Origin of the sequence: Paraburkholderia largidicola (assembly GCF_013426895.1) — a bacterium.
In the GTDB taxonomy this organism is placed as follows: domain Bacteria; phylum Pseudomonadota; class Gammaproteobacteria; order Burkholderiales; family Burkholderiaceae; genus Paraburkholderia; species Paraburkholderia largidicola.
The window spans coordinates 648492-671598 of the sequence record NZ_AP023175.1 but is presented as its reverse complement, the minus strand read 5'-3'; the positions used below and the strand labels follow the sequence as shown (position 1 = coordinate 671598).

22 protein-coding genes and 1 pseudogene are annotated in these 23107 nt (G+C 61.1%); 13 read left to right on the top strand and 10 right to left on the bottom strand.

What is annotated here, in order from left to right; translation table 11 throughout:
* Nucleotides 1-95 precede the first annotated feature (95 nt).
* Nucleotides 96-770 carry an HAD family hydrolase gene (locus PPGU16_RS19710; protein ID WP_180724462.1) on the bottom strand — a complete coding sequence of 225 codons (675 nt, stop codon included), beginning with the start codon at nt 768-770 and terminating at the stop codon, nt 96-98.
* Between the two features lie 289 nt (nt 771-1059).
* Here PPGU16_RS19710 and PPGU16_RS19705 point away from each other — a divergent pair, with 289 nt between their 5' ends.
* The 3 genes from PPGU16_RS19705 (at nt 1060) to PPGU16_RS19695 (ending at nt 2126) form a co-directional block, all read left to right on the top strand.
* The gene (locus tag PPGU16_RS19705) at nt 1060-1335 is read left to right on the top strand and encodes a hypothetical protein (protein ID WP_180724461.1); all 276 of its coding nucleotides are present in this window, start codon (nt 1060-1062) and stop codon (nt 1333-1335) included.
* Between the two features lie 60 nt (nt 1336-1395).
* Nucleotides 1396-1581: a hypothetical protein gene (locus tag PPGU16_RS19700; RefSeq protein WP_180724460.1), complete on the top strand. Its 186-nt coding sequence runs from the start codon at nt 1396-1398 to the stop codon at nt 1579-1581.
* 251 nt (nt 1582-1832) lie between these two features.
* Nucleotides 1833-2126: a hypothetical protein gene (locus PPGU16_RS19695; protein ID WP_180724459.1), complete on the top strand. Its 294-nt coding sequence runs from the start codon at nt 1833-1835 to the stop codon at nt 2124-2126.
* Nucleotides 2127-2141: 15 nt separating this feature from the next.
* On the opposite strand, the gene PPGU16_RS19690 is transcribed toward PPGU16_RS19695, so the two are convergent.
* Nucleotides 2142-3344 carry a DNA topoisomerase IB gene (locus PPGU16_RS19690; protein WP_180724458.1) on the bottom strand — a complete coding sequence of 401 codons (1203 nt, stop codon included), beginning with the start codon at nt 3342-3344 and terminating at the stop codon, nt 2142-2144.
* Between the two features lie 191 nt (nt 3345-3535).
* Between PPGU16_RS19690 and PPGU16_RS19685 the strand changes: the two genes are divergently transcribed.
* The 4 genes from PPGU16_RS19685 to PPGU16_RS19670 all read left to right on the top strand — a co-directional run bounded on the left by PPGU16_RS19685 (nt 3536) and on the right by PPGU16_RS19670 (nt 6098).
* Entirely contained in the window at nt 3536-4087 is a 552-nt protein-coding gene (locus PPGU16_RS19685) for a type 1 glutamine amidotransferase domain-containing protein (protein WP_180724457.1), read from the top strand.
* Between the two features lie 36 nt (nt 4088-4123).
* Nucleotides 4124-4663, top strand: coding sequence for a DUF4142 domain-containing protein (locus PPGU16_RS19680; RefSeq protein WP_180724456.1), 540 nt, complete (start codon nt 4124-4126; stop codon nt 4661-4663).
* Entirely contained in the window at nt 4660-5016 is a 357-nt protein-coding gene (locus tag PPGU16_RS19675) for a DUF1488 family protein (RefSeq protein ID WP_180724455.1), read from the top strand. Before PPGU16_RS19680 ends, PPGU16_RS19675 begins: the two co-directional genes overlap by 4 nt.
* Nucleotides 5017-5645: 629 nt before the next feature.
* Complete coding sequence (locus PPGU16_RS19670) at nt 5646-6098, top strand: PA2169 family four-helix-bundle protein (RefSeq protein WP_180724454.1); 453 nt, start codon at nt 5646-5648, stop codon at nt 6096-6098.
* 91 nt (nt 6099-6189) lie between these two features.
* On the opposite strand, the gene PPGU16_RS19665 is transcribed toward PPGU16_RS19670, so the two are convergent.
* Nucleotides 6190-6528 (bottom strand): BON domain-containing protein, encoded by a 339-nt coding sequence (locus tag PPGU16_RS19665; protein WP_180724453.1) that lies wholly within the window; start codon nt 6526-6528, stop codon nt 6190-6192.
* A 422-nt stretch (nt 6529-6950) separates the two neighbouring features.
* Here PPGU16_RS19665 and PPGU16_RS19660 point away from each other — a divergent pair, with 422 nt between their 5' ends.
* Nucleotides 6951-8456: an RNA polymerase factor sigma-54 gene (locus PPGU16_RS19660; RefSeq protein ID WP_180724452.1), complete on the top strand. Its 1506-nt coding sequence runs from the start codon at nt 6951-6953 to the stop codon at nt 8454-8456.
* Between the two features lie 101 nt (nt 8457-8557).
* On the opposite strand, the gene PPGU16_RS19655 is transcribed toward PPGU16_RS19660, so the two are convergent.
* The 3 genes from PPGU16_RS19655 to PPGU16_RS19645 all read right to left on the bottom strand — a co-directional run bounded on the left by PPGU16_RS19655 (nt 8558) and on the right by PPGU16_RS19645 (nt 12233).
* On the bottom strand, nt 8558-9730 hold the full coding sequence (locus PPGU16_RS19655; protein WP_180724451.1) for a TIGR03118 family protein: 1173 nt from the start codon (nt 9728-9730) through the stop codon (nt 8558-8560).
* A gap of 195 nt (nt 9731-9925) precedes the next feature.
* A complete protein-coding gene (locus tag PPGU16_RS19650) occupies nt 9926-11050 on the bottom strand; it encodes an FUSC family protein (RefSeq protein WP_180724450.1) in 1125 nt (374 codons plus the stop codon).
* A gap of 94 nt (nt 11051-11144) precedes the next feature.
* Nucleotides 11145-12233, bottom strand: coding sequence for a hypothetical protein (locus PPGU16_RS19645; RefSeq protein ID WP_180724449.1), 1089 nt, complete (start codon nt 12231-12233; stop codon nt 11145-11147).
* Between the two features lie 283 nt (nt 12234-12516).
* Between PPGU16_RS19645 and PPGU16_RS19640 the strand changes: the two genes are divergently transcribed.
* Nucleotides 12517-14109, top strand: a complete 1593-nt coding sequence (locus PPGU16_RS19640; protein ID WP_180724448.1) for an MFS transporter — start codon at nt 12517-12519, stop codon at nt 14107-14109.
* Between the two features lie 599 nt (nt 14110-14708).
* Here the strand turns inward: PPGU16_RS19640 and PPGU16_RS19635 are convergent.
* Entirely contained in the window at nt 14709-15281 is a 573-nt protein-coding gene (locus PPGU16_RS19635) for a carboxymuconolactone decarboxylase family protein (RefSeq protein ID WP_180724447.1), read from the bottom strand.
* An 82-nt stretch (nt 15282-15363) separates the two neighbouring features.
* Between PPGU16_RS19635 and PPGU16_RS19630 the strand changes: the two genes are divergently transcribed.
* Entirely contained in the window at nt 15364-16380 is a 1017-nt protein-coding gene (locus PPGU16_RS19630; protein WP_180719837.1) for an IS30 family transposase, read from the top strand.
* A gap of 158 nt (nt 16381-16538) precedes the next feature.
* On the opposite strand, the gene PPGU16_RS19625 is transcribed toward PPGU16_RS19630, so the two are convergent.
* The 3 genes and pseudogenes from PPGU16_RS19625 to PPGU16_RS19615 form a co-directional block, all read right to left on the bottom strand.
* Complete coding sequence (locus PPGU16_RS19625) at nt 16539-18011, bottom strand: MDR family MFS transporter (protein WP_180725138.1); 1473 nt, start codon at nt 18009-18011, stop codon at nt 16539-16541.
* Nucleotides 18012-18384: 373 nt separating this feature from the next.
* Nucleotides 18385-18541: pseudogene (locus PPGU16_RS19620) on the bottom strand (cyanase); the annotation flags it as partial.
* Between the two features lie 488 nt (nt 18542-19029).
* Nucleotides 19030-19779 (bottom strand): SDR family NAD(P)-dependent oxidoreductase, encoded by a 750-nt coding sequence (locus PPGU16_RS19615; protein ID WP_180724446.1) that lies wholly within the window; start codon nt 19777-19779, stop codon nt 19030-19032.
* Between the two features lie 102 nt (nt 19780-19881).
* Here PPGU16_RS19615 and PPGU16_RS19610 point away from each other — a divergent pair, with 102 nt between their 5' ends.
* From PPGU16_RS19610 to PPGU16_RS19600, 3 genes are all read left to right on the top strand, one after another.
* Nucleotides 19882-20235, top strand: a complete 354-nt coding sequence (locus PPGU16_RS19610) for a winged helix-turn-helix transcriptional regulator (protein ID WP_180724445.1) — start codon at nt 19882-19884, stop codon at nt 20233-20235.
* 285 nt (nt 20236-20520) lie between these two features.
* A complete protein-coding gene (locus tag PPGU16_RS19605; RefSeq protein WP_238268319.1) occupies nt 20521-22140 on the top strand; it encodes an FAD-dependent oxidoreductase in 1620 nt (539 codons plus the stop codon).
* Nucleotides 22141-22512: 372 nt separating this feature from the next.
* Nucleotides 22513-22689, top strand: a complete 177-nt coding sequence (locus tag PPGU16_RS19600; protein ID WP_180724443.1) for a hypothetical protein — start codon at nt 22513-22515, stop codon at nt 22687-22689.
* The last annotated feature ends 418 nt before the right edge of the window (nt 22690-23107 follow it).

Sequence of the window (23107 nt, the reverse complement as noted above, 5' to 3'; positions counted from 1 at the left end):
CTGTCTTCGTGGTGAGGTTCATGACAGGAGCGGTGCACGTGGCGTGCCACGCGGCACGCCTTGCGGTGTCGGACGAATGCGAAGGCGCGATTAACTCAGGGACGCGCGGCGATCTCGTCGAGATGTTCGAGCAGATCGGCGGGATCTTCGTAGACGCGCAGCGCGCCCGCACGTTCGAGTTCTTCCTGACCATAGCCGCCCGACAGCAGGCCCACGCCGAGCGCGCGGCAGCGGCGGGCAGCGAGCATGTCCCAGATGCTGTCGCCGACCACGACGGCATGCTCGATCTGCACCTTCAGGCGATGCGCTGCGGCGACGAACAGATCGGGATCGGGCTTCGCGTACTTGACGTCGTCGCGCGTCACGACGACTGTCTTCGCGGGATCGACGCCGAGCGCTTCGAGATTGACGGCCGCCGTTTCCATGCGACCGCTGGTCGCGATCGCCCACGGCGTACCGCTTTCCGTCAGTGCGGCCAGTAGCGCCTGCGCGCCGGGCAACGGACGCACCTTGGCATGCAACTGTTTGTAGGCGCGAGCATGCGCGCGCCGCAAGCGCTCGACGCGCTCGGCGCTCATGTCGCCGCCCGTTTCGCGCAACAGCTGATGCGTGAACAGTCCGCCGCTCATGCCGATCTTGCGATGAATGCGCCATACCGACAGTTCGATGCCTTCTTCGTCGAGCGCTTCCTTCCATGCGAGCACATGCTGATACACGCTGTCGACGAGCGTGCCGTCGAGGTCGAACAGAAACGATGTCGAAATACGCATGAAGTGTTCTCCTGGGTGTGAATGGCGTGCAGCGCACTGTGCATATTGCGCCATTTATCGCACGAAAGATTTACGTCCTCTTTGTAATTATCAGACTCCGCAGGGCGTGTGCGTGCGGCGCTGCGGCATTCAGCCGCCGTGTGAAAGCCTCGGGGAAACCGCGCTTTCGGGCCGCAAAACGAGAGCGGGCGCGCCTTCGCGGGGCACACCGCTTGCTCGATTTTCCCCTGACAGCAACAGGATTTTTGCGGTCGTCAGCCGCTTTCATTTCATTCAAAGGGGTACGCAGATGAAGAGCAGAACCACATGGATCGTCGCGGCATTGCTTGCGCTGTCGGGTGGCGCTTTCGCGCAGGGCGGCGGCAACGGCGGCGGTGCAGCGGGCGGCGGCGGGAACGGCGCCGGTATGAGTTCCTCCGATCAGACGGGCGCCGGGATGGCTGCGTCGGGCACGCATGCGTCGTCGAAGCCACATCACAAGAAGTCGACCTCGCACATGAAGCCGGCCAACGACACGACCAACATGCCGGGCGCCGACGCCAGCAGCGATACGAAGGGGCAGTAATCTGACCGACAGGTCCGGCGCGAAGGCGGTGCCGGACCTGCAACGTAGACGGGAGAAACCATGACGAAGGCAGCTTTGAAGCATTTTTTGCTGGCGCTCGCCGTCGTGTCGATATCGCTCGGCGCGGGCTGCAAGAAGGCGGACAACACCACCTCCGATACGGCTACGGGCGCCAGCGCGCCTGCCGCAACGGATAGCGCAATGGGCGCGAGCGGCGCTGCGGCGGCATCGGGCGCGAGCCAGTAACACGCAGCGTTCAGCGGGCGAGTTTGCGCGGCAATGGCCGGGGCAAGCGCGCGCTGGGTAACGTGAGTAATGGATTCGGTGCCGTGCTGTTTCATCGAGGACTTGAAGCAGGCGGCACGACAGCGGTACGTGGAGATCCGCACAGCGGACGGAGCACCGAAAGCGGTGTTCCGTTCGTCCGGCGATCCAGGGTTGCGCGGCACTACGATCGGCCGCGGCAACACACACGGCGCCGCATGTGGAGGTGAACGATGCGATCGAAGATTCACTATCAGAGCAACATCTGCGGCGGCGATTTCCAGCACGTGAAGGATTGCTTCCATGCCTGGAAGCAGCAGCCACTCGTGTACCGGATGAGCCAGCACATGTTCGAAGGCAAGCGTGAAGTGCGACCACTCGCAGACGATTGCGTATTCGACGATGCGGAAGTCGCGCAGCGAACGCTCGCGAACACCTGTGGGCCAAACGATAACTACGCGCTGGCCGCACAGATTCACAGTAGCGAGCGCGATATGTGGCTTGTCATGGCGGCGTACGAAGAGTGAGTCGCCCGCGCGTGCTCACGCGGTATGGGCGGTCCGCTTTTGCGCGTCCGCCTGCTTGCGCAGTGCGCTCGATTTCGTGAGCAGCTTCGCGAGCCGCGCGCTCTCGACGTCCGCCGACGCGGATGGCTTGCCGCCCTTGCGCGCATTGCGGCTTGCAAGCCGCGTGCGCTTTTCCACTTGCAGCAATAGTGCGGCGAATGCCGCTTCGTCGACCTTCATGTGGCGCTTCGCGCGCTGCGGCAGCAGGTCTGGCAATTCGCCCGCTTCAAATGCCGCGATCACTTCAGGGTGGATATAGCAGCGCTTGCATACAGCGGGCGTATTGCGTAACAACGTGGCCACTTCTTTTACGGTCGCGACGACATGACGGCGCGTGTCGGCGGCGCTTTCGCACACCAGTTGCCGCAAAGCCGCCATCGCGTACACACTGCCTGCCCACGTGCGATAGTCCTTCGCCGAGAAGTCCGCGCTGCTGATGTCGCGCAAATACTCGTTGATATCGGCAGAGCCGACCGTATGGCGCGCGCCGTCTTCGTCGATGTACTGGAACAGGTCGTGACCCGGCAACTCCGCGCACCGGCGCACGATGCGCTTGACGCGGGCATTGTCGACAGTGACGTCGTGCTCGATGCCGCTCTTTCCCGCGAACCGGAACCGCACTTCGCCCGCGCGAATCGTCACGTGCTTCTTGCGCAGCGTGGTGAGGCCATAGGACTGGTTGTCGCGCGCATATTCGACGCTGCCGATCCGGATCAGCGTCGTATCGAGCAGATGCACGACTGCGGCGATGACTTTCTCGCGCGGCATGCCTTCGCGCGCGAGATCGCGAGCGACTCGCGCGCGTATCTTCGGCAGTGCATGCCCGAAGGCAGCCATGCGGCCGAACTTGTCGGCATCGCGCGTCTCGCGCCATTGCGGGTGGTAGCGGTACTGTTTGCGGCCCCGCGCATCGCGGCCCGTTGCCTGGATGTGGCCGCGCGGGTCGGGGCAGATCCAGACGTCGGTGTAGGCGGGTGGAACGGCGAGCGCGTTGATGCGCGCGATCTGCGCCTCATCGTCGATGCGTTTGCCGTCGAGATCGAAATAGGCGAAACCGTTTCGGAGCTTTCTACGCGTATAGCCGGGCCGCGTGTCGTCCGCATGCCGCAGCCCCGCGGGCATCGTGGTCGAGAGTCCTTCGGCGATCGCATCGATCGCGTTGCGAGTCATGGTTTTCATGCGCTCTTCCGGTCTTTGTGGCGGACATGCGGTTACGCGTTTACGCATTCGCTTCGCGCAATAGCAATGCCTGAACCTGCGCCACCTGCGAAGCCGAACGCTTCGCACGCGTTGGGCATCGAACTTGCTCGTTGTGTAAACAAACGCTGATAGCTCACAAATACACAAGATTGCGAAGGGAGGACAGGCACATGGCTAGCACGCTGGCTGGATGCAAGGTGGCGGTATTAGCGCTGGACGGGTTTGAACAAGCCGAGCTGATCGAGCCGCGTCGCGCGCTGACGGAGGCGGGCGCGACTGTGCACGTAATTTCTGCCAGGGCCGGGAAGATCCAGGGATTCAGGCATGTGGACAAGGGCGACACCGTCGATGTCGACACGACATTCGACAAGGCCGCGCCGAACGATTACGACGCAGTCGTGCTGCCGGGTGGGGTCGTGAATGGCGATGCGATCCGTCTGTTGCCGCAGGCGCAGGCGTTCGTCAAGGCAGCCGACCAGGCGAAGAAGCCGATCGCTGTCATCTGTCACGGCACGTGGCTGCCCGTCTCGGCTGGGCTGATCAAGGGGCGCACGGTCACGAGCTGGCCGAGCCTGCAGGACGATATCCGCAACGCGGGCGGCACATGGGTCGACAAGGAGGTGGTCGAGGACGGCAACTTCATCACGAGCCGCAAGCCCGACGATCTTCCCGCGTTCAACAAGACGCTGATCGCGCAACTGTCGAAGAAGAAAGCGGCCTGAGCTTCGCCGGGCGCGCCGTATCAATCGGAGAGACGCATGACTATTCGCCCATTCCGCTCATTCGTTCGAGCCTTCGCTGCGCCTGCCGTGCTCGCGCTTGGCGTCGTGGCGTGCCTGCCTGCCAGTGCAGACACGAAGCTCTCGCCGGGCGACACGCAGTTCGTGCAGGACGCGTCGCAGGCAGGCGCAACGGAGATCGCCGCGAGCAAACTCGCGCTGACGAACTCGTCCAATCCGCAAGTCAGGAAGTTCGCGCAACAGATGATTGCGGATCACACGAAGCTTGCTCGCAGCCTCGATGTCGTCGCGACTGAGAAGGGCTTGGGCGCGGCGCCGGGCGCGGACTCGGCGCTGGTGGGCAAGCTGCAAGGACTGAAGGGCGACGACTTCGACAAGGCGTATATCGATGAGGTCGCCGTGGGCGGTCATCAGAAAGCAGTCGAACTGTTCCAGAAGGAAAGTGAAAGCGGCACGGATCCGCAACTGAAGGGCGCGGCGACACACGCGCTTCCGACCATTCGTCACCATCTCGCGATGGCACAGCAACTCGCCAATGCACGCAAGGCTTCGTCATGAACGGGATCGTCAAGGTGTTCATGCCGCGTGCGGCGTACGAGGACTCTCTCATGCACATCACATTCACCGATGATGCTCCCGTGTTCGATGGGTCGAGCCTGACCGTGCGCTTCAATGCGTGCGTCGACGGCGAGCCCGTCGCTTGCGAGATTTCCGCCGAGGCGCTCGAAGATCATTTCGGCGCGGACTCACCACTGGAAGACGTACTGATCAGCGCATTCGAACGCGGCCGCGCGCGTATCCGTTCCGTGTGCGCGGAAGCGCTCGACCAGAATGGCGGGGAAAGCGTCATTCTGCACAGCGGCCTGTTCCGCGTCGAAGGGATGGAGTCGGACCGACGCCTGAAGACATAAACAGCGCGCAAAAAAGGCGGCTGCCGCAATACATCCGGCAGCCGCGCGCCTAATCTTCGTCAATCTCGACGATTAAACCCAGAGCTTCTGTGCGTGTGGCGTATCGACGGCGTTGGTCGGGCGATCGTCGCTGTCGATGGGGCGACGCTCGCTTCGCGCTTCACATGCCGCGCGTAGTAACCCGTCGTGCGGTTTATCGCAAGCCTGCATGCGATCGGTGTGTTGGGCTGCCTGAGTGGACTCGTTGGCCTGGGTGAATGACGACGTATTGACGCGTATCTCCGCAACGACGGCCGACGTGACGATAGCTACCAAAAGCAGGCATTCCGCGCGCCTGATCCTCATGTTGAATTTCTCCCTTGTCGATTGCTGGCCCGCGTTATGGGTCGACCGCGCTTTATTGAAGGCTCTGCGCGGTTCGCGAGGGTCCAACATACTTATTCAGCAATATGCATGCCTCTTCGCCGTGAAAGCGCAGCCCGCATGCGGGGCGCGACGTCCAGTACGTCTGGTATTCAGCTGGAAGCAATTACTTGCCGCAACGGCAAAGACGACACACAAGTCAGTAGAGATCGGGCATGCCGGGTGCGTGAAAGCCCGCATCCCACGCATAACGGAAGGAGCGAGATATGACGACGAATGTCATTGCCGTGTTGAACGATTTGATCGAGACATCGAAAGACGGCGAGCGCGGCTTCATGAAAGCGGCTGAGAACGTACATCACGCGAGCGTCAAGGAGGCGCTGCTCGAAAGCGCGGAGCGTTGTACGCAAGGCGCGCGCGACCTGCAGGACCTCGTGTTGAAGTTGGGCGGCAAACCGGAGGGCGGTGGCAGCGTCGCCGGGGCATTGCATCGCGGGTGGATCGACGTGAAGTCGGCGGTGGGAAGCCGCGCGGATCACGCGATACTCGCCGACTGCGAAAAAGGCGAGGACGCCGCGAAGAACCGCTTTCACGATGCGCTCGAAAAAGACCTGCCCGCCGATGTGCGCGCGGTGGTCGAGCGCTTATATCACGGCGTGCTGCAAAACCATGACCGCATTCGCGCGATGCGGGACCAGTACGCCGCGATGAAATCCTGAGCTCGGCAGCAAACAAAAAGAGGCCGCCCAATCAGGGGCGGCCTCTGGCGTTATAACGCGCGCGTGCAGAGCACGCGCGAGCGTCAAACGCTTAATCGGCTGCGATCTTCAGATGGTTTTTCACACCCTTTACGCCGGACACGTTTTGTACGACGTCCTGCGCAGCAGTCTTGTCGTCAGCCGACGGCACCGTGCCCGACAGCCAGACGATGCCCTTGCGGGTCTTCACGTGAATGTGCGTGGACTTCACGTTCTTCGCGCCGAGCAGCTCGGCTTTGACCTTGGTGGTCACCGTGCCGTCGTCGATATGCTGGCCAACGCTCTCCGATGTGGCGGGCGGTGCCGAAGCCGTCGTTTGCGCCGTAGCGTTCAGTGCAAATGCAACACATGCGATGCTGCCTGCGGCCTTGAGGAACTGGATAGTTTTCATGGTTTCTCCTTCTCGGTTGGTGATCAGGGTTGCGGTCCTGTTGTCCGTGCGATCGATCGCGGCGTGAAGCCGCCGATGACCCGACCAAAGAACACTGCCGCCGCGGTTCCATCTGGTCCGTCGCCGACACAGGACGCGCCGCGCTTCAATCCTGGTAATGGCGCGTCCCTGTGAGACGGTCAGCAAGCGTCGTGCCCGCGGGGCCGAAAAATCATCTCGTGAGGCGTCATCCTTGCGCGCGCACCGATGCCGCATGATTCGGTTCGAATTTCAGAGGGTTTGTAAAATGCGCGCGGCGAACAGGCACGCGGCGTGCGCCTCGGCAACACAAAGGCGAATCAAAACAGACAGTTGCAGAAACTGGTACGACAGTTGCGTAGGTAGTGCGCGAAGCTGTTTGAACAATCACAGGAAGAGTCTGTATGCCGCCTACAATCGAACTACGCGCGAAGCAAACTTTCGCGCTCACACCGCGTCTGCAGCAGTCCGTGCGCCTGCTTCAACTGTCGTCGCTGGAATTTCAGCAGGAACTGCGCAACGCGCTCGACACCAATCCCTTCCTCGAATACGACCCGTCTGTTTCGGAAGATCTGTCGGCAGGCAAGACGGCAGAGAACAACGGAGCCGATGGCGAGACCCTGCCTTCGAACGAACGCGACAACGCGATGGAAGGTTCGTCTTCGGAGCCGGCCACGGAAAGCGTTGCATCGTCGTCGGATGATGGCGGCGATTACTCGAACAACGACTATTCGAGTGGCGACTACTCAGGCGATGCGTACGGCCGTGGCCCGTCGCGCTACAACGGCGATTCGGATGCCGCCGACCCGACCGAATGGGCCCGCGTTCAACCGACGCTGCACGAGCAGTTGCACGATGCGTTGCGTCTCTATCGGCTCGACGACCGCGACCGTGAAGTGGCGCGCCTCATCATCGAAGCACTCGATGACGATGGCTATCTGCGCCAGGACCTCGCCGATCTCACCGACGTCTTCGACATCGAACCCGCGTTGACAGAAGACGAACTGCTGGTCGCGCTGCGGCTCGTGCAGACGCTGGACCGTCCGGGACTCGCAGCGCGTTCGCTGTCGGAGTGTCTTGCGCTGCAGATCGACGCATTGCCCGCCGATACGCCGGGCCGCGACGTGGCAAAACAGGTCGTCGAGCATCATCTCGACCGCCTCGCGCGCCGCGAACATGCGGAGTTGCAGAAGCAGATCGGCTGCGATGCCGAGGAATTGCGTGTGGCGTGCGCGCTCGTGCGCAAGCTCGATCCGAAGCCGGGCAATTCATATGGCCGCGCGGACGACAACTACATCGTGCCGGATGTGATCGTGCGCAGTGTGCGCAACAAGTGGGTCGTGACCGTGAATCCCGCTGTGCTGCCGCGTGCGCGCATTCACCGTATGTACGCGGAACTGTTCGCGCAGTCGGCAGGCGCGAGCCGCTCGCCGCTCGCGCAGCAGTTGCAGGAAGCGCGCTGGCTGATCCGCAACGCGCAGCAGCGCTTCGAAACGATTCAGCGCGTGGCCGAGTGCATCGTCGCGCATCAGAAGCCGTTCTTCCAGTACGGCGAAATTGCTTTGAAACCGCTCGTATTGCGCGACGTGGCCGAAGAACTCGGCCTGCACGAATCGACGATTTCGCGCGCGACGGGCAACAAGTACATGGCAACGCCGCGCGGCATCTTCGAATTCAAGCATTTCTTCCCGCGCGAGCTGGGCACGGAAAGCGGTGGCACCTGTTCGGCAGCGGCCGTGCGCGCGCTGCTCAAGGAAATGATTGCCGCGGAAAACACGCGCGATCCGCTGTCGGATGTCGCGCTCGCGAAGATGCTCGCCGATCAGGGCGTGCTCGTCGCGCGCCGCACGGTGGCGAAATATCGACACCTGATGAAGGTGCCGCCCGCGGAGCTGCGTCGCCAGGTTTGAGGCCCGCTGGCTTGCGCGCTTGCGCGTGAAGCGCGACATACATAACGGCCGCTCCTTGAGGGAGCGGCCGTTATGTTTTGCATGAAGGAAAGGGCGATGCGTTACATGCCGATGCTCGCGCCGCCGCTCGAACTCGATCCCGTGCTGGAGCCGGAACTGGTGCCCGAGCTGGACGCCGGATTCAGATCGATTCTTCCATAGACGCCGTTCGCTTCGTCATTCGGCCCGGCTGCGAAGAACAGTGTGTTCGAAGGCTGGTTGCTCAGGTTGTTGCCGAACGCGATGCCCCATAAGCCGTTCTGGACGATCGTGTTGCCATTCGACGACTTCAACGGTCCCATCGACTTGCCGCTCGACGCATCGAACGCGTTGATCGTCCCGTCGCCAAAATTGCCGATCAGAATCGCGCCGCTGAACGTGCCGAAGTTGCCCGGTGCCTGCGCGATACCCCATGGCGCGTTCAACGGCGCGCCTGTGGCGAAGTGCTGTTTGAGATTGCCAGCCGTGTCGAATACGTCGACCACGCCGGCGCCCGCGCCCGCAACGTCGTCATGTTTCGCGGCGTCCTGCATCGCATAGGTGACGAACAGGTTCGAGCCGATCAGCTGGATGCCGAACGGCGCAAAACCGGCGGGAATGGCGCTGTCCTTGAAGCCGCCCGGCATCGTCACCTTCGTGAAGTTCGTATCGAACACGTCGATCTTGTTGTTATGAAAGTCGGTCGCATAGAGGAAGTTGTTGCCATTGTTCGCTCCGAGTGCAAGCCCTTTGTAGACGGCGCCGCCTGCGCCGTCGTCATACATCGTGAAGGCATTGGTCGGGCCAACGGCGGGCGCCCACGCCGTGATCGTGCCGCCTTCGCCCGCGAAGATGAAGGCCGCGACGCCTGATTTGCCGTTCTGCGTCACGGTGAAGCTGGGCGTGCCGTTGAACACGATGCCCGTGGGCGCAGCCTCGCCGTTGGTGCCGGCCGGTATCGTGACGACGAGCGATTGCGGCACGCCGTTGCCGTCGTAGAGCGTCGCGAGATTGGTGCCATTGTCGGCGACCCAGACAAAGCCTTTGGGGTTGAACGCGACGCCCCACGCGTTCTTCAGGTTCGGGTCGGTGTGAGGCGCGGACACTGCGCCATCGGAGACGATGGCCGCCGCGGTGAATGACGATTGCGCGGGCGAACTCGTATTGTTCGACCCGGAACCGCCGCCGCATGAAACGAGCGTCGCTAAAGCCGCGCCACAGGCTGCGATGCCGAACACCTCGAAGAGAGACTTCATAACCGCACTCCTTGCTCTGTCGAAAGGTCGTGACGGTCATTGAACGGGGTGGGGGTGGGGTTTATTCCTTCATTTGCGGGAGATATTCCCTGCTGCTACGAAGCGGGTGGCGTGCAACGATTGCGAATTCAAAATATTCCGTTCTTCTTATTAAAATATAATTGTGCGGATGTTTTTCAGTGACTTATTACGGCCTTATTTCTCCCTCATCCTCAACGGAAAAATAACCATCGCCGCCAGCAACCCCAGCGCACCGCCGATCAACGTTTCCCACGCCCGCGCCGTGAGAAATGGAATCGAGTGCATGCCGTTCACCGCGAGCGTGACGATCAGCGTGAACGCAAACGCACCGCATGCAATGTCGTATCGTTCGGGCAGCGCCATCGAATAAACGATCATCGCCAGTGCCGCAGCGAGCCAGATGAGCAGCGGCGCATGCTCCGCAATCGGCAGGCATATCAGCCCGAGCGGCACGCCGATGAGCGTGCCGATGATCCGCCGCCGCACGCGCTGCACGGTGCCCGTCGCGGACCCGGCCACGACATACGTGCACGCCGTGATCGCCCACACCGATTCCGCGAGATTCAGCCACGCGTTCAACGCGACGACCACGAGCGCGCCGCTGGCGGCCTGCAGTCCCATCACGAACTCGGGTGAAGGCCGTCCGGGCACAGGCTCGGGTCCGGGCGACAGCGCCGCGACGACGGCGGGCCGTTCGGCTGGCCCGCTCAGCAGCCGCGGCACGATCGACGCCAGCATCGCGATCAGTCCCGCAATGGCGATAGCGGGTAGATCGGCGGGTACGAGGTTCGTGCCGTAGGCCAGCAGTTGCCCGATATAGATCTGCGAGCCGAGTCCGCCGCCCGTTATGCCGAATCGCTTCAGATAGCCGACGAGGAATGCACCCGTGACCAGCACGAGCTCGGGACCCGCATGTCCGAAGGCGAGCAAGGGCTTCGCAAGGTAGACGTACATCGCTGCGCCGAGCGCGGCCGCCGCGCATAGCAGCGCGAGATCGCGGCTCGATTCCGGCCGGGTCGTGCGCGCCTCCGACACGCTCGCCCACAGCGCGAAGTTGGCCGCGAGCAGGCCGACTGACGCATCGCGCGGCAATCCGTGCGTGATGTCCTGCAAGGTGCCGAGCGCCGAGGCGAGGCCGTATGCCGTCACGAGGCGAAGCCCCTTGATGCGGCGGTGCGTGCCGGGATCGACGCGCGCGAGCCAGTCGCCGACCGCGGTAAAGGGATGCTTCGCGGGCATCTCGCGCCGCGTCGCGTCGGCGGACGGTTCGCGATCGGCGGGATCTGTAGAAGGTTCCATGGTGCGCGTCGTCACATTTGGGCAAAGATACGCATGAGGGAAAACGGCGGCTCGTCGAGCGTGCGCTCCGCACGGCAACGGCGCGATGCCCGCTTCACTGGCTTGCCGCCGAGGCCGGGTTCGCGTTGCTGGCAGGCGAACCGCCCGCGCTGGCTGCGGCATCCGAAGCGGACGCGGCGTCGGACGACGCCTGCGCCGCCGACGGCACCGACGCATCGGACGCTGGCGTCGCCGGGGGCAAGGTGCCCGATGCCGCGCTGCGGGTGACCTGCGCAGTTCCTTCGTCCGTGCCCGTTCGCTGGCGGTAGCCGTACAGGATGACGCCGATCAGCAGCACGATCACGGCGAGTATGCCCCACGCCCAGACGGGGACGCGGCGCGGGCGGGGCGCAACGGGTTCGCCCAGTTTCAGCAATTGCGCGGGTGCACCGGGCGCCGGGCGCGCGGCAGCAGAGGCAGAAGCAGACGCGCTGGCAGCGCCGCCCGCCAGCCCATTGGGACCGACGCCAGAATATCCGCCAGACCATGCTGCTTCCGCGTATGACGGCGCCCCGTTCCCCGCCGTGGCGCTCACACGCGGCATGGCCGCCGCAAGTTCGACGAGCCGTTGCGGGACGCTGTCCGCGAACGCAGCGGAACTCTCGAATCCGAGCGCCTTCGCATACGCTTCGGCGAGCCACGGCGCAGCGATCGGCCATTGATAGGCGAGCAGTCCGGGCAGATCGCCAGCGCTGCCCTGTTCGAGCAGCATATGGTGCTTGGCGGCGCCGAACACCACGGCCGATGCGACATCCGTCAGCGCATGCGCGGCTTGTGGCGGCACGCTCGTCGTGGCGGCGATGTGATCGCTGATCATCGCGATCTCGCGGCTCTCGGCAATGCGCATCGCCAGCGCATGGCCCGAGTGCTCGACGGCCTTCAGCCCGTGCGAACTCGCTGTCAGGCCGGCGAGTTGCGCCGCGATGCGCGCGTTGGATTCGGTGGACATGAGCACGAGCAACAGGCGTTGCGCGCTTTCCGCGCTGTCGGTTCTCGCCATCATCGTCAGCACGATGGCGGGCGCCGCGCGTTCCACGACCAGCCGGATCGCGTCGGGCGGCAAGCCGATGCGGCTGCTCAACTGCTCGAGAACGTAGGGATTGAAGGCGGCGTGGGCCGCGGCGACCAGATCGGCGTCGTTCACCAGAGGTCTCCTTCGAGTTAGCAATCGGATGAGAGAGTCACCTGTTGCGCGGCGGCTGGCCGCTTGCCTGTGTCCGAAACGGCCAGCTAAGTATAAGCAGGAATTCCGGCGGCAGGGCTGCGGCGGCCATTGACTTCGAGCAGGCGGCGATGACGACGCCCGCCAGGGAAATGCCCTTGCTATTTTCAAATGCGAGTATCACTCTCGATAGAGCCGCATGCCCGGGCAATGGCCCGACAGCCTGTCCGTTGCGCAAGCGGACGTCTTTACGGTGGAGCACGCCATGAGGTCCGCCATTGCCGTTCACGATCCCAGCCGTCAACTGCTGCCGTTTCGCGAGTCGCTGCTCGCGATGCTCGGCATCGCCTTCGTCACGATGCTGGTCGCGCTCGACCAGACCATCGTCGGCACCGCGTTGCCGCGCATCGTCGCCGATCTGAAGGGCTTCGATTTCTACGCGTGGGTCGCAACCTCGTACATGCTCGCGTCCGTCATCACCATTCCGATTTTCGGGCGGCTCGGCGATCTGTACGGGCGCAAGCCGTTCCTGATCGCCGCGATCCTGCTGTTCACGCTGGCGTCGGTGCTGTGCGGGCTCGCCAGCAACATGCTGTACCTGATCGCCGCGCGCGGCTTGCAGGGCATCGGCGGCGGCATTCTGATCGGCACCGTGTTCGCCACGGTCGCCGATCTGTTCCCCGATCCGAAGCTCAGGCTGCGCTGGCTCGTGTTCGTCACGTCGTCGTTCGGTATTGCGAACATCGTCGGGCCGACGCTCGGCGGCATGCTCACTCAGATGCAGGGCTGGCGGCTCGTGTTTTTCGTCAACGTGCCCGTCGGCATCGTGTCGCTGGTCTTTGTTCAGATGTTTGTGCCGAAACTTCGCCATCTGAAAGCGAGCGGGCCGATCCAGCTCGACTGGCTCGGCGCATTCGTCGTCGCCGTGACGTTCGGCGCGCTGCAACTGCTGATCGAATTGCTGCCGCGCGAGGGCATCAGCGGCACGACGGCGCTGCTGTTCGCGATCACGGCCGTGTGCGGCCTGACGCTGTACTTCTGGGAAAAGCGCATGGGCTATCCCGTCGTCCCCGTCGACGTGCTGCTCGACCGCAAGCTGGCGCCGCTCTTCGCGATGTCGGTGCTGGGCGGCTTCGCGCTATTTTCGATGGTGTTCTATGTGCCGCTGCTGTTCCAGGGCGGCTACGCGATGTCGCCGCACGACTCCGGCATGCTGATCACGCCGCTGCTGCTCGGCACGACCGTCGGCAGCGTGCTGAACAACCGCATCGTCACGCGCATCCGGCGCGCGAACGGGCTGATGTATGCGGGCTTCGCATTCTTCGTGATCGGCTGCGTGGCGCTCGTCTCGTTCAAGGGCCACGAGCCGCATATCGTGTGGATGGCGTGCATGGGCGTGAGCGGACTGGGGCTCGGCCTCGTCGCGACCAACCTGACGATCTGCTCGCAGCAGATCGTCGCACGCGATCATCTCGGCGCGGTGACGGCGCTGCTGCAATCGCTGCGGATTTTTGGCGGCATGCTCGGCACCGCGATAACGGGCGCGCTGCTCGGGCATATGTACACGCAGGGCGTGACCCGCTCGCTCGATTCGTATCAGGCGACGCAATGGCTCAAGTCGTTCGCGAGCCCCGATCTGATGGTCGATCGCAACGAGCAGTCCGCGCTGATCGAGCACCTGGTGGCGGCGGGGCATTCCAGCGATCCGATGATGCACATGGCGCGCGAAGCGCTCATTGCATCGATTCACATCGGCTTGTCCGTCGCCGCGCTCGCGGCGTTGATCGGGCTGTGTCTCGCGTGGTTCGTGCCCGCCGTGCAGGTGACCTATGCCGAGACGGAAGTGCGCGGCGCCTGAGACGCATGGACGGTTTAGCAAGGGAGCGGAAATACTTAGACTGCCCGTCCTAAAAGATCAACGACTTGCCAACGAATCCGGTCACGCAGCCGATTCCGCGAATCCGGGTAACTTCGATTCGCCGGATGTGTGACGCGAATTTGTTGGACTTGCTGGAATGTTGCCGCGACCCGCGTTGCGCCAGTTGCAACGGCTGAGTGCGGCCATGATGAGTCACTCGCCCAGCGCCACACCCGGACGTTCGAACGGCTGCTCCACCCCTCACAGGGGCCATTGCTAGCAAGCATCCGACCGTGGCAACAAGGCCAGGCTCCAATACAACGTCGTTCCCCTGACTAAATTTTTTCGCTGCACGGTTCGATTCGCGAATGCCCGGAACAAGTGCTGAACGCGTGTTCCATGACAGCGAGCGAAGCGGTCATCCTGATTCTGACTCAGTCGCGTCGGTGAAGATTGTCCGCCATTCAATTGCGATGGGTAACGTTTAGCAGATAACCGAAGTAATCGCCCGGTTATCAGGATGGAGGCAAATAGATGAGACACCGATGCAACAGATGTCTTCTCCTGCTGCCTGAACAGCGCGAACTCGGATGGGTCTGTCACCCGGGGGTGCTTTCCTTGCTCCCGGCCACCAGTTGTGTCGGCAGCGGGAAATCGATCACGGTATCGTTGATTCGGTTCACCAGGTTTCCAAAGGTGATGGAAGCGATCGACAGAGACACGCCGATCACCTGATGTTCACTGTAGCCAGCCGCGCGAAACGCATCCAGTTCAGCGGCGGGAAGCGTGCCCCGGGTTTCGACAAGAACCCGAACGAAACGTACCAGCGCATCTCGCCTGGCGTCACCTGTAGGCTTTCCTGCGCGGACTTGGGTCATCACGTCCTGAGACAGACCCGAGAATTTGCCTTTCAGCGCGTGAGCCGCTACACAGTAATCGCAGCCCGAAACCTCGCTGACGACCAGCTTGAGCGTTTCGATATCCGCGTCGGACAGTTCGCTTCGCTTCGCCGCCGCGTCGATAGCGAATATGGCCTGAAGTCCATCAGGACTGTGGGTGCCGATCGTCGCAAATGCATTGGGAACTTTACCTACCATTTTTTTGAGCTTCGCGAATACTTCTGCGGTTACGCCAGTCGCGGTTTCAAGCGTGGCGGTAGTAAGACGGGTCATGCTATTTCCTTTGATGTTTCTGTTTAACAGCTCGAGTTCTCAAGTTTGAAGTGCAACACCCCGCCTCATATAAGGTGTTGCTATGGAAAAACGATACCAACAACTCCAGCCTGAAGAGCGGCTGACGATTGCCAGCCAGCATCTGCAGGGTTCAAGCATACGGGCCATGGCCCGTATGCTTGGGCGCTCACCTGCAACGGTGAGTCGCGAACTGGCTCGCAACTGCGGGCCTGACCGCTATGCTTCGGTGCCGGCCCAGGCGTTAAGCGTGGCGCGACGTGTGGCTGGCCGGCGCCCCGCCAAGCTCGATCCGCAGGGTGTTACATGGCGCATCGTCCTCACGCTGCTGGACTGGAAATGGTCGCCTCAGCAGATATCAGGTACGCTCAAACGTATGCACCCGAATGATTCGTCCCAGCGGGTCTCGCATGAGACCATCTATACGGCTATCTACGCTCGTCCGTATGGGGAACTGCGTCGCCAGCTCGTCGCCTGTCTGCGCCACCATCGCAGCGATCGCATGCCGCGAAGTCGAGGCACAGACCGGCGCGGTCAGATTCCAGATATGGTCAGCATTCATGTGCGCCCACCCGAGGTGGACGACCGCGTGATGCCGGGCCACTGGGAAGGCGACTTCATCAAGGGTGCAAACAATGCCTCTTCCGTGGGCGTGCTGGTCGAACGCTCCAGCCGCCTTGTGCTGCTTGCCCGCATGGACGATGCGACAGCTGCCTCGGCACTCGCGGGCTTCTCCGCCAAACTGAATTCCATCGCTGCGCCGCTGCGACAGAGCTTCACGTACGACCAGGGCAAGGAAATGGCCTGCCACCAGGAGCTCGCGGCCGCGACCGGTGTGAAGGTCTATTTCTGCGACCCTCACAGCCCCTGGCAGCGTGGCACGTGCGAGAACACCAATGGTCTGCTACGCCAGTATCTGCCCAAGGGCACGGATCTCTCGGTCTACAGCCAGGACGACCTTGATGACATCGCTGACAGCCTCAACAGCCGGCCACGTGCCACACACGCTTTCCACTCGCCGTTCGAAGTCTTCGCCACCATGCTTGCACTTGCTTCTCAACCTGATAATTCCGTTCACTAGGCATTGTGTTGCGCTTCACATTTGAAACCGCCGCTATAAATCGTGTCGTGCCCAGGCGACTACAACGAAGAACTTAAGATGGCGCATGCCGGAACTGTTGTACTGGATGTGCAACCGTTGCTGGTGCCTCACGTGTGAATGGAACAATGAAGCCATGCTCAACGCTGAGGCGCTTCACGGTTTCTGGCCGCAGCAACGGTGGGCACGAGAACCGCGAAAACGACGATTGCCAACGCAACGATAAAGAGTCCGGCAAACGTCAGATGAACCGACTGATGCAACGCCTGACGAATGGCGGCAAAGTTGTCCGTACTGCCGGGTGCTGACTCGATCACCTTGCGCAGTTGATCGGAAGTGACGGCGCCAAGCGTCTTCGAATGAGCCAATCCGTAGTTGAGCAGGGCGCCGAAGACGGTTGCGCCGAGTGTGCTTCCAAGGTTGCGCGAGAACAGGTTTGACGCGGTAGCGCTGCCACGTTGCGACTTGTCGACCTGCTCCTGGATGAGCACGAGAGAAGTGACGCTAAGCGCGCCCATTCCAAAGCCCATGACCAGCGATCCGATAGCGGCTACAAGCGGTGTGCTATGAGGGGTCAACGAGACGAAGACCATCGCGCCAACGGGGATCACTGCGCTTCCACCGATCAGCAGCTTGCGCAGATCGAACCGGTGAAAGGAGCGGGCGGAAAGCGTGGCGCCCAGCGGCCAGCCCACCATGACCATGGTTAGCGCAAAGCCCGCGACCACCGGCGTGCGATGCAGTACACCCTGAACATACATCGGCAGGAAAGTTGTCAGCCCCATCAAGGCCATGCCGGAGAAAACCGTCGCGAGGTTGGTCATCGCAATGGGTCTATGCCCCCACAGGCTGAACGAGATCATCGGGTCCGGGCTTCGCCGCTCCTGCCAGACAAACAGCGCTGCGCTTGCGACGAACACGCTGCCGCTGAGTATCGCGTGCGTATAGTCCGCTGTACTCAGGCTCGTCAAACCGATCATGAGCGCAGCGATGGCGGCGGTGAAGAGAACCGCACCGCCGATATCGATCGACGGCCGGGCGTCTCTTTCCTTTTCATGCAGGAACAGGACGAATCCTCCGGCTGAAATCAATCCGATGGGGATGTTGATCCAGAAGATCCACGCCCACGAAAAGTCACGGACAATAAATCCGCCGATCATCGGTCCGAGGACGGCCGCCGTCGCCCACACGCTGGCCAGATAGCCCTGAACCTTTCCACGCTCTTTCGCCGGATAGAGGTCGCCGACGATGGTCAGCGTGACCGGTTGTATTGACCCGGCGCCGATCCCCTGAATAAGCCTGAAGACGATCATCGCAGGCATCGACCAGGCGAAGCCGGCCAGCACCGATCCGACCAGGAAAATGGCAATGCCCGCCAGCATGATGCGCTTGCGACCAAAGATATCCGCGAGCTTGCCAAAGACCACCGTCATGGCGGTCTGCGTCAGCAAAAACGACGAGAAAACCCAGCTATATAAATGCAGTCCGCCGAGTTTCGTCACGATCTGCGGCATGGCGGTCGAGACAATTGTCGCTTCGATGGCGACCATCGCCAGCGAGCCCATCACGGCTGCGATGACGAGTGGCCGGGATGTCTCCGATCTGGACGACAGGTTGACTAACATTGTGTTCATGATGTTCCTGCTTAAATGGCGACGGTTCAGGACATGATCCGTGCGTCACCGATGTCGATAGACTTGGCAAACCGCCTGTCCCAGATAAGCGGGAATCTCCGGATGGCCTGGACTCAACTCCAGGGCCGAGCGACTCGTTCTCTCCTGCCCGAAAGATTCAAAAATCTGCTCAGGCGACTCAACCGGATATCTGCCGACATTGCCCGACAAGGGGGCGAGATTATCCAGACGGAGTGAGTGATCGTTTCATCAGCCGGCAGGCGCATGGTGAAACCGGCGCGTGGGCCCTGCCGGCGTGCCGGCCCGACCCACGGCGCCGACGCAACCGAATGGCTTATTGACCGAAGGAGGCCGGCTTCACGCCGTCAATGGAGGCTCGGTCTGCAAGCGTGCTCAGCCCGGTGCCTTCCGTCAGTTGCTGAAACGTCAGCCCTTTGTGTGCCTTCGCATCGATGATGCGTGTCGGTGAGGGCGAGGCGGGAGTCCTGGCTGTATTGCGATCGGGTCATGGTCGTCACTTCGGATCAGGTGAAGTTCGGGGTCCCGGCTTCGAGTGCTTGCCGGGAACCGATGAACGAAGAATGAGCCAGTTCAGCTATAGCGTCCAAGACCGATTTGTTCTTGTCCCGATTGGTGAAACGAATAGTTGAGATGCCGACTCGCGACGGGCACCGCCCCTTTTTTTGCCCGCGTCGGTACGAAGCGTTACGGGATATTCCCTTCGCCGCACGCGTGGCACCCTTCCGTCGCGTGTTGATGCACGCCTTCCAGGTAGACATCAGTCCGCTTCGAGAGGGGGTGCACTGATTGAAGCTTGACCTATTTCCACTTCAGGCTAGCCCCACAGGTCGTGTACGAGACCAACAACGCTGCGAGAGATCTAGGCGAGGTGAGCGAGATGCCGCTGCGACAGCGCAGTCAGTAGAGTCCTTGCGAGGTTTCCCACACCAGGGGGTCGATCCCGGCAGGCAGAGTATCCGTCTCGGTCCAGTTGAGGTTAGACCTGCGCTAAACCGCCGTCGACAAACACTTCACTGCCGGTCATAAAGCTGCTCTCGTCCGACGCAAGGAATAGCGCCACGGCAGCGGTTTCGTTGGGATCAGCTATTCGCCCAAGCGGCGTCTGCACTTTCAACGCGCCGATCATCGCATCGAGTTGAGCGCCCGAGACAAGGCTCTCCATCAAACCCGGCGTTGCCGTCGCACCGGGAGACAGCACATTCACGCGGATTCCGGAGTCCTTCAGATCGAGCGCCCAACTGCGCGCAAAGTTGCGGATTGCCGCTTTCGTTGCGCTGTAGACGCTGAACGCCGGCGTCCCCTTCGAACCTGTCGTTGACCCGGTCAGGATGATCGAAGCACCCGCGCTCATCAGCGGCAACGCCTTCTGAACTGTGAACAGCGTTCCTTTCACGTTGACGTCGAACGTAAGATCGAATTGCTCTTCCGTGATCGCTCCAAGCGGCGCCAGCGACCCCAGCCCCGCGTTCGCGAACAGCACGTCAAGGTGCCCCTTTTCTGCCTGCACAGCAGCAAAAATCCGGTCGAGATCATCGAGCTTGGACACGTCGCCCTGCAGCGCCCGCACGTTGTGCCCGATGATCGCTACAGCCTTGTCAAGCTCGCTTTGACGCCGCCCCGTGACAAACACGAACGCTCCCTCCTCGACGAAGCGCTTCGCGCTCGCCAGCCCGATGCCACTATTGCCTCCGGTTACCAGTACAACCTTTCCAGTCAGCCTACCCATCTGCGTACTCCTTACAAGTTGTCGATTGCGTCTCGACATCCTAGACCTTCACTCTACTTATGGATAGTATGAACCTTTTGGTAAGTACCAATGGAATGTCGGATGAAAAGAGATCTGTTCACCTGTGGTCTCGACGCGGCGCTGGCCGTAATCGGGGGCAAATGGAAACCCTTGATATTGTTTCACCTTGCACACGACACGCGACGTTATGGCGAGTTGAAGCGGGCGATCGGAGCAGTTAGCCATAAGATGCTCATCCAGCAATTGAAGGAATTAGAGGTCGATGGCCTCGTACGTCGTGTCGACTACAAGGAGATTCCGCCGCGAGTCGACTACTCGCTAACAGAATTCGGGCAGACACTGGCAAACGCGCTGGCCCCATTATGCGAATGGGGCACCGCGCATGCCGTGGAGGTTGGCGAGATGATGACGAAACGCGAAGCACGCACCAGGTGAAATCCGCGCAACGCTGGCGCAACGCCGCCGGAGATGGCACCCAAGCGGGCTTTTCCGGTTGGAGAGCATCGCTGTGGCGATGGCTGAAGGCGGTACCAGGCGAGCTATGGGTGCTACAAATTATAATGCTCCGAAAGCCGTCGGAAATCTAATGTATGAAGAAAGCGCGGGGGCATAGTTTGCGTAAGCGGATTATCGCGAGAAGCAAATTATTCTCACGATTTATATGTTCGCCATATTTCCGCACTTCATATGCTCACGATAGACGATATACGAAGGGTCCCCTTGTTTGCCGGTCTGCCAGACAGTGAACTTGATCGTTTGGCAAGGTCCGCTGGCGATGTACATTTGCAAGCCGGAGATTTTGCCGTACATGAGGGCGGAGAGCCTGCACTTTACGCAGTGCTGGAAGGGAAAATAGAAGCCTTCAAGGTTTTTGACAGTGTTGAGCGCACGCTTGGTTGGAGAACGCCTGGAAGTGTGTTCGGTGAACTGCCGCTTGTGTTGAGTTCGCCATTCGTTATCTCTTACCGAGCTGCTTCGCCCTCCCGGGTTATGCGTGTCGACACACAGCACTATTATGCAATTGCGGCCTCATGCCGGGAAATCGCAGTAAAAGTGGGCCTTCTCGCCCGAGAGCGCGTTGGAGGTCTGCAGGAAATCGCTGACGAGCCGCCCACGCCTCGGGCGACGATGATCGGCGATCGCCTTGATCCGGCCTGCAGGGCGTTGCAACAGTTCTTGCAACGCAATCAGGTAAGTTTCGAGGTGAAGGCGCCCGATGATTTCGAGAAGCAATCTCCCGAGTCTGGGGAACGTTTTCAAGTAGCTGATTTTCCCGTTTTGAAATTGCATGACGGGGCTGTTCTCCGGCGCCCGTCAACTCGACAGCTCGCTACAGCGCTTGGCTTGCGAACCCAGCCGAGCCTTCGGGACTATGACACCGTAATTATCGGAGGGGGTCCGGCTGGGCTTGCGGCAGCCGTCTATGGTGCATCTGAAGGTCTGCGTACTCTGGTACTCGAGCGCGAGGCACTGGGTGGGCAGGCGGGTACATCATCGCGGATCGAAAATTATCTTGGTTTTCCGAATGGCGTATCAGGGGAAGAGCTTGCAAGCCGCGCGTTGCAGCAGGCGAAGAGACTCGGTGCGGAGATCGTGGTTGCGCGATCGGTCAGGAAAGTCGAGATTGGCGCTCACTGTCTACACCTCGATGGGGACGACATCATTCAGGCGCGAACAATCATCCTCGCGACAGGCGTCAGCTGGCGGAGGCTCGATATAGAGGGCTGTGACCGGTTTGCCGGTAAGGGTATCCATTATGGTGCCTCGCGCGGCGATTCCAGTGGTACACATGGTCTTGACATCTTCCTCATCGGCGGTGGCAATTCGGCTGGTCAAGCCGCCTTGAATTTCGCCAATCACGCACGGCACGTAACGCTTGTTGTGCGTGGGGACTCGCTTGAGAAAAATATGTCCCGCTATCTAATCGAGCAGATCAAGGCAAAATCCAACGTCTCCGTCCAACTCGATTCGGAAGTGACCGCGGTGCGGGGGGAGTCCCGTCTCTCGGAGATCTGTTTGCGGGATGGGTCACATGGAGAGGTGAGCTGGAAAGCCTGCGGAGGGCTCTTCGTTTTTATCGGTGCAGACGCGGAGACGGGATGGCTACCGATGGAAATCGCGCGCGATCAACGAGGGTTCGTGCTCACGGGCGACGATGTCGTTAAGGCAGGGCACTGGTCCGAAACTCGCGACCCTTACCTACTCGAAACGAGTATCCCCGGCGTATTCGCATGCGGAGATGTACGACTGAGTCCCGTCAAACGCGTCGCCTCTGCCGTTGGAGAAGGCAGTATGGCAATCGCATTCGTTCACAAATATCTGGAAAGTCGTCGAGGGTGAATCGTTAGTAGGAGTGCAAAGAAATTTATCGTCAGGCTAACGACTTGTGCAGGCCCCTGGTCTGGGCGCCTGCGGTAATCTCGTCGCTGGTGCCAGCTTTAAACATGTTGACGTAAAGATAGCCTTAGGTCGGGCCACTAGCAGACTACACGCTGTTCATCGAGAAAAATCGCCGTACGCCGCGGTCGGCTTCCGATTTGCGGACACGGCCGTTCGATACATCTTTCAGCTACGTAGTTAACTTTGTCGGGTCGTCGTGGATCCGAATGACCTGTGATCGTCCGAGACCGGTCATCACGTCTCAGTCGTTGCGAACGTCTCAGTTGGGTCGTCGCGTGGTTTCTCCAGCAGGCGGGATACGGCGACGAGCCCATGGCACTGTACAAGCTTGCGGAATATGCGGTCGAAGCCGCGCTCACGCTTGCGCATGAATCGGGCGAATGGCTGCTCGCAGACGAGGCGCTACCGGCTTTTAAGAAGCTGTTGGCGCTACACGACTCGCAACTCGCCGTTGCGCCGCTGCACAAGGTCACCCTGTTTTTTTCCTGAAAGATGACCGTTGCTTCGCGTCGGGTCGAATCACGACGCTGCACGCAGCGATGAGAGTGAACGACAAGTAGCTTATCGTGTCGATCAACGTTTTATGTGGCGCAGCGCACATACGAAACCGGAATTCTGTTATCGGTTTCTGCTGTCAGATATTCAAGTCGGCGATATCAGACAGTGTCTTCTGGAATAAAAAGAGCCTTCCAAATGTGCTTGATTATTTTTTTGGCGTAATCCGCCAATAATTAGTTCACTACGCGAGTGCTGCAACTATTTACTTGAAACCACATGCATATTGGGATGGTGGCTCCTATACTCGTTCACGGGCATATGAAAGTTGCACACTGGTTTATCCCGGCGTTTCGGATGGCGTTATCCGGATAATCGACAGATTTTTCAGCCAGAAGCCACCGGCCCCGTC

What these genes read in the sequence shown, in the direction of transcription:
- PPGU16_RS19710 (WP_180724462.1), bottom strand. Translation starts at nt 770, where the DNA reads ATGCGTATTTCGACATCGTTTCTGTTCGACCTCGACGGCACGCTCGTC.
- PPGU16_RS19705 (WP_180724461.1), top strand. Translation starts at nt 1,060, where the DNA reads ATGAAGAGCAGAACCACATGGATCGTCGCGGCATTGCTTGCGCTGTCG.
- PPGU16_RS19700 (WP_180724460.1), top strand. Translation starts at nt 1,396, where the DNA reads ATGACGAAGGCAGCTTTGAAGCATTTTTTGCTGGCGCTCGCCGTCGTG.
- PPGU16_RS19695 (WP_180724459.1), top strand. Translation starts at nt 1,833, where the DNA reads ATGCGATCGAAGATTCACTATCAGAGCAACATCTGCGGCGGCGATTTC.
- PPGU16_RS19690 (WP_180724458.1), bottom strand. Translation starts at nt 3,344, where the DNA reads ATGAAAACCATGACTCGCAACGCGATCGATGCGATCGCCGAAGGACTC.
- PPGU16_RS19685 (WP_180724457.1), top strand. Translation starts at nt 3,536, where the DNA reads ATGGCTAGCACGCTGGCTGGATGCAAGGTGGCGGTATTAGCGCTGGAC.
- PPGU16_RS19680 (WP_180724456.1), top strand. Translation starts at nt 4,124, where the DNA reads ATGACTATTCGCCCATTCCGCTCATTCGTTCGAGCCTTCGCTGCGCCT.
- PPGU16_RS19675 (WP_180724455.1), top strand. Translation starts at nt 4,660, where the DNA reads ATGAACGGGATCGTCAAGGTGTTCATGCCGCGTGCGGCGTACGAGGAC.
- PPGU16_RS19670 (WP_180724454.1), top strand. Translation starts at nt 5,646, where the DNA reads ATGACGACGAATGTCATTGCCGTGTTGAACGATTTGATCGAGACATCG.
- PPGU16_RS19665 (WP_180724453.1), bottom strand. Translation starts at nt 6,528, where the DNA reads ATGAAAACTATCCAGTTCCTCAAGGCCGCAGGCAGCATCGCATGTGTT.
- PPGU16_RS19660 (WP_180724452.1), top strand. Translation starts at nt 6,951, where the DNA reads ATGCCGCCTACAATCGAACTACGCGCGAAGCAAACTTTCGCGCTCACA.
- PPGU16_RS19655 (WP_180724451.1), bottom strand. Translation starts at nt 9,730, where the DNA reads ATGAAGTCTCTCTTCGAGGTGTTCGGCATCGCAGCCTGTGGCGCGGCT.
- PPGU16_RS19650 (WP_180724450.1), bottom strand. Translation starts at nt 11,050, where the DNA reads ATGGAACCTTCTACAGATCCCGCCGATCGCGAACCGTCCGCCGACGCG.
- PPGU16_RS19640 (WP_180724448.1), top strand. Translation starts at nt 12,517, where the DNA reads ATGAGGTCCGCCATTGCCGTTCACGATCCCAGCCGTCAACTGCTGCCG.
- PPGU16_RS19635 (WP_180724447.1), bottom strand. Translation starts at nt 15,281, where the DNA reads ATGACCCGTCTTACTACCGCCACGCTTGAAACCGCGACTGGCGTAACC.
- PPGU16_RS19630 (WP_180719837.1), top strand. Translation starts at nt 15,364, where the DNA reads ATGGAAAAACGATACCAACAACTCCAGCCTGAAGAGCGGCTGACGATT.
- PPGU16_RS19615 (WP_180724446.1), bottom strand. Translation starts at nt 19,779, where the DNA reads ATGGGTAGGCTGACTGGAAAGGTTGTACTGGTAACCGGAGGCAATAGT.
- PPGU16_RS19610 (WP_180724445.1), top strand. Translation starts at nt 19,882, where the DNA reads ATGAAAAGAGATCTGTTCACCTGTGGTCTCGACGCGGCGCTGGCCGTA.
- PPGU16_RS19600 (WP_180724443.1), top strand. Translation starts at nt 22,513, where the DNA reads ATGGCACTGTACAAGCTTGCGGAATATGCGGTCGAAGCCGCGCTCACG.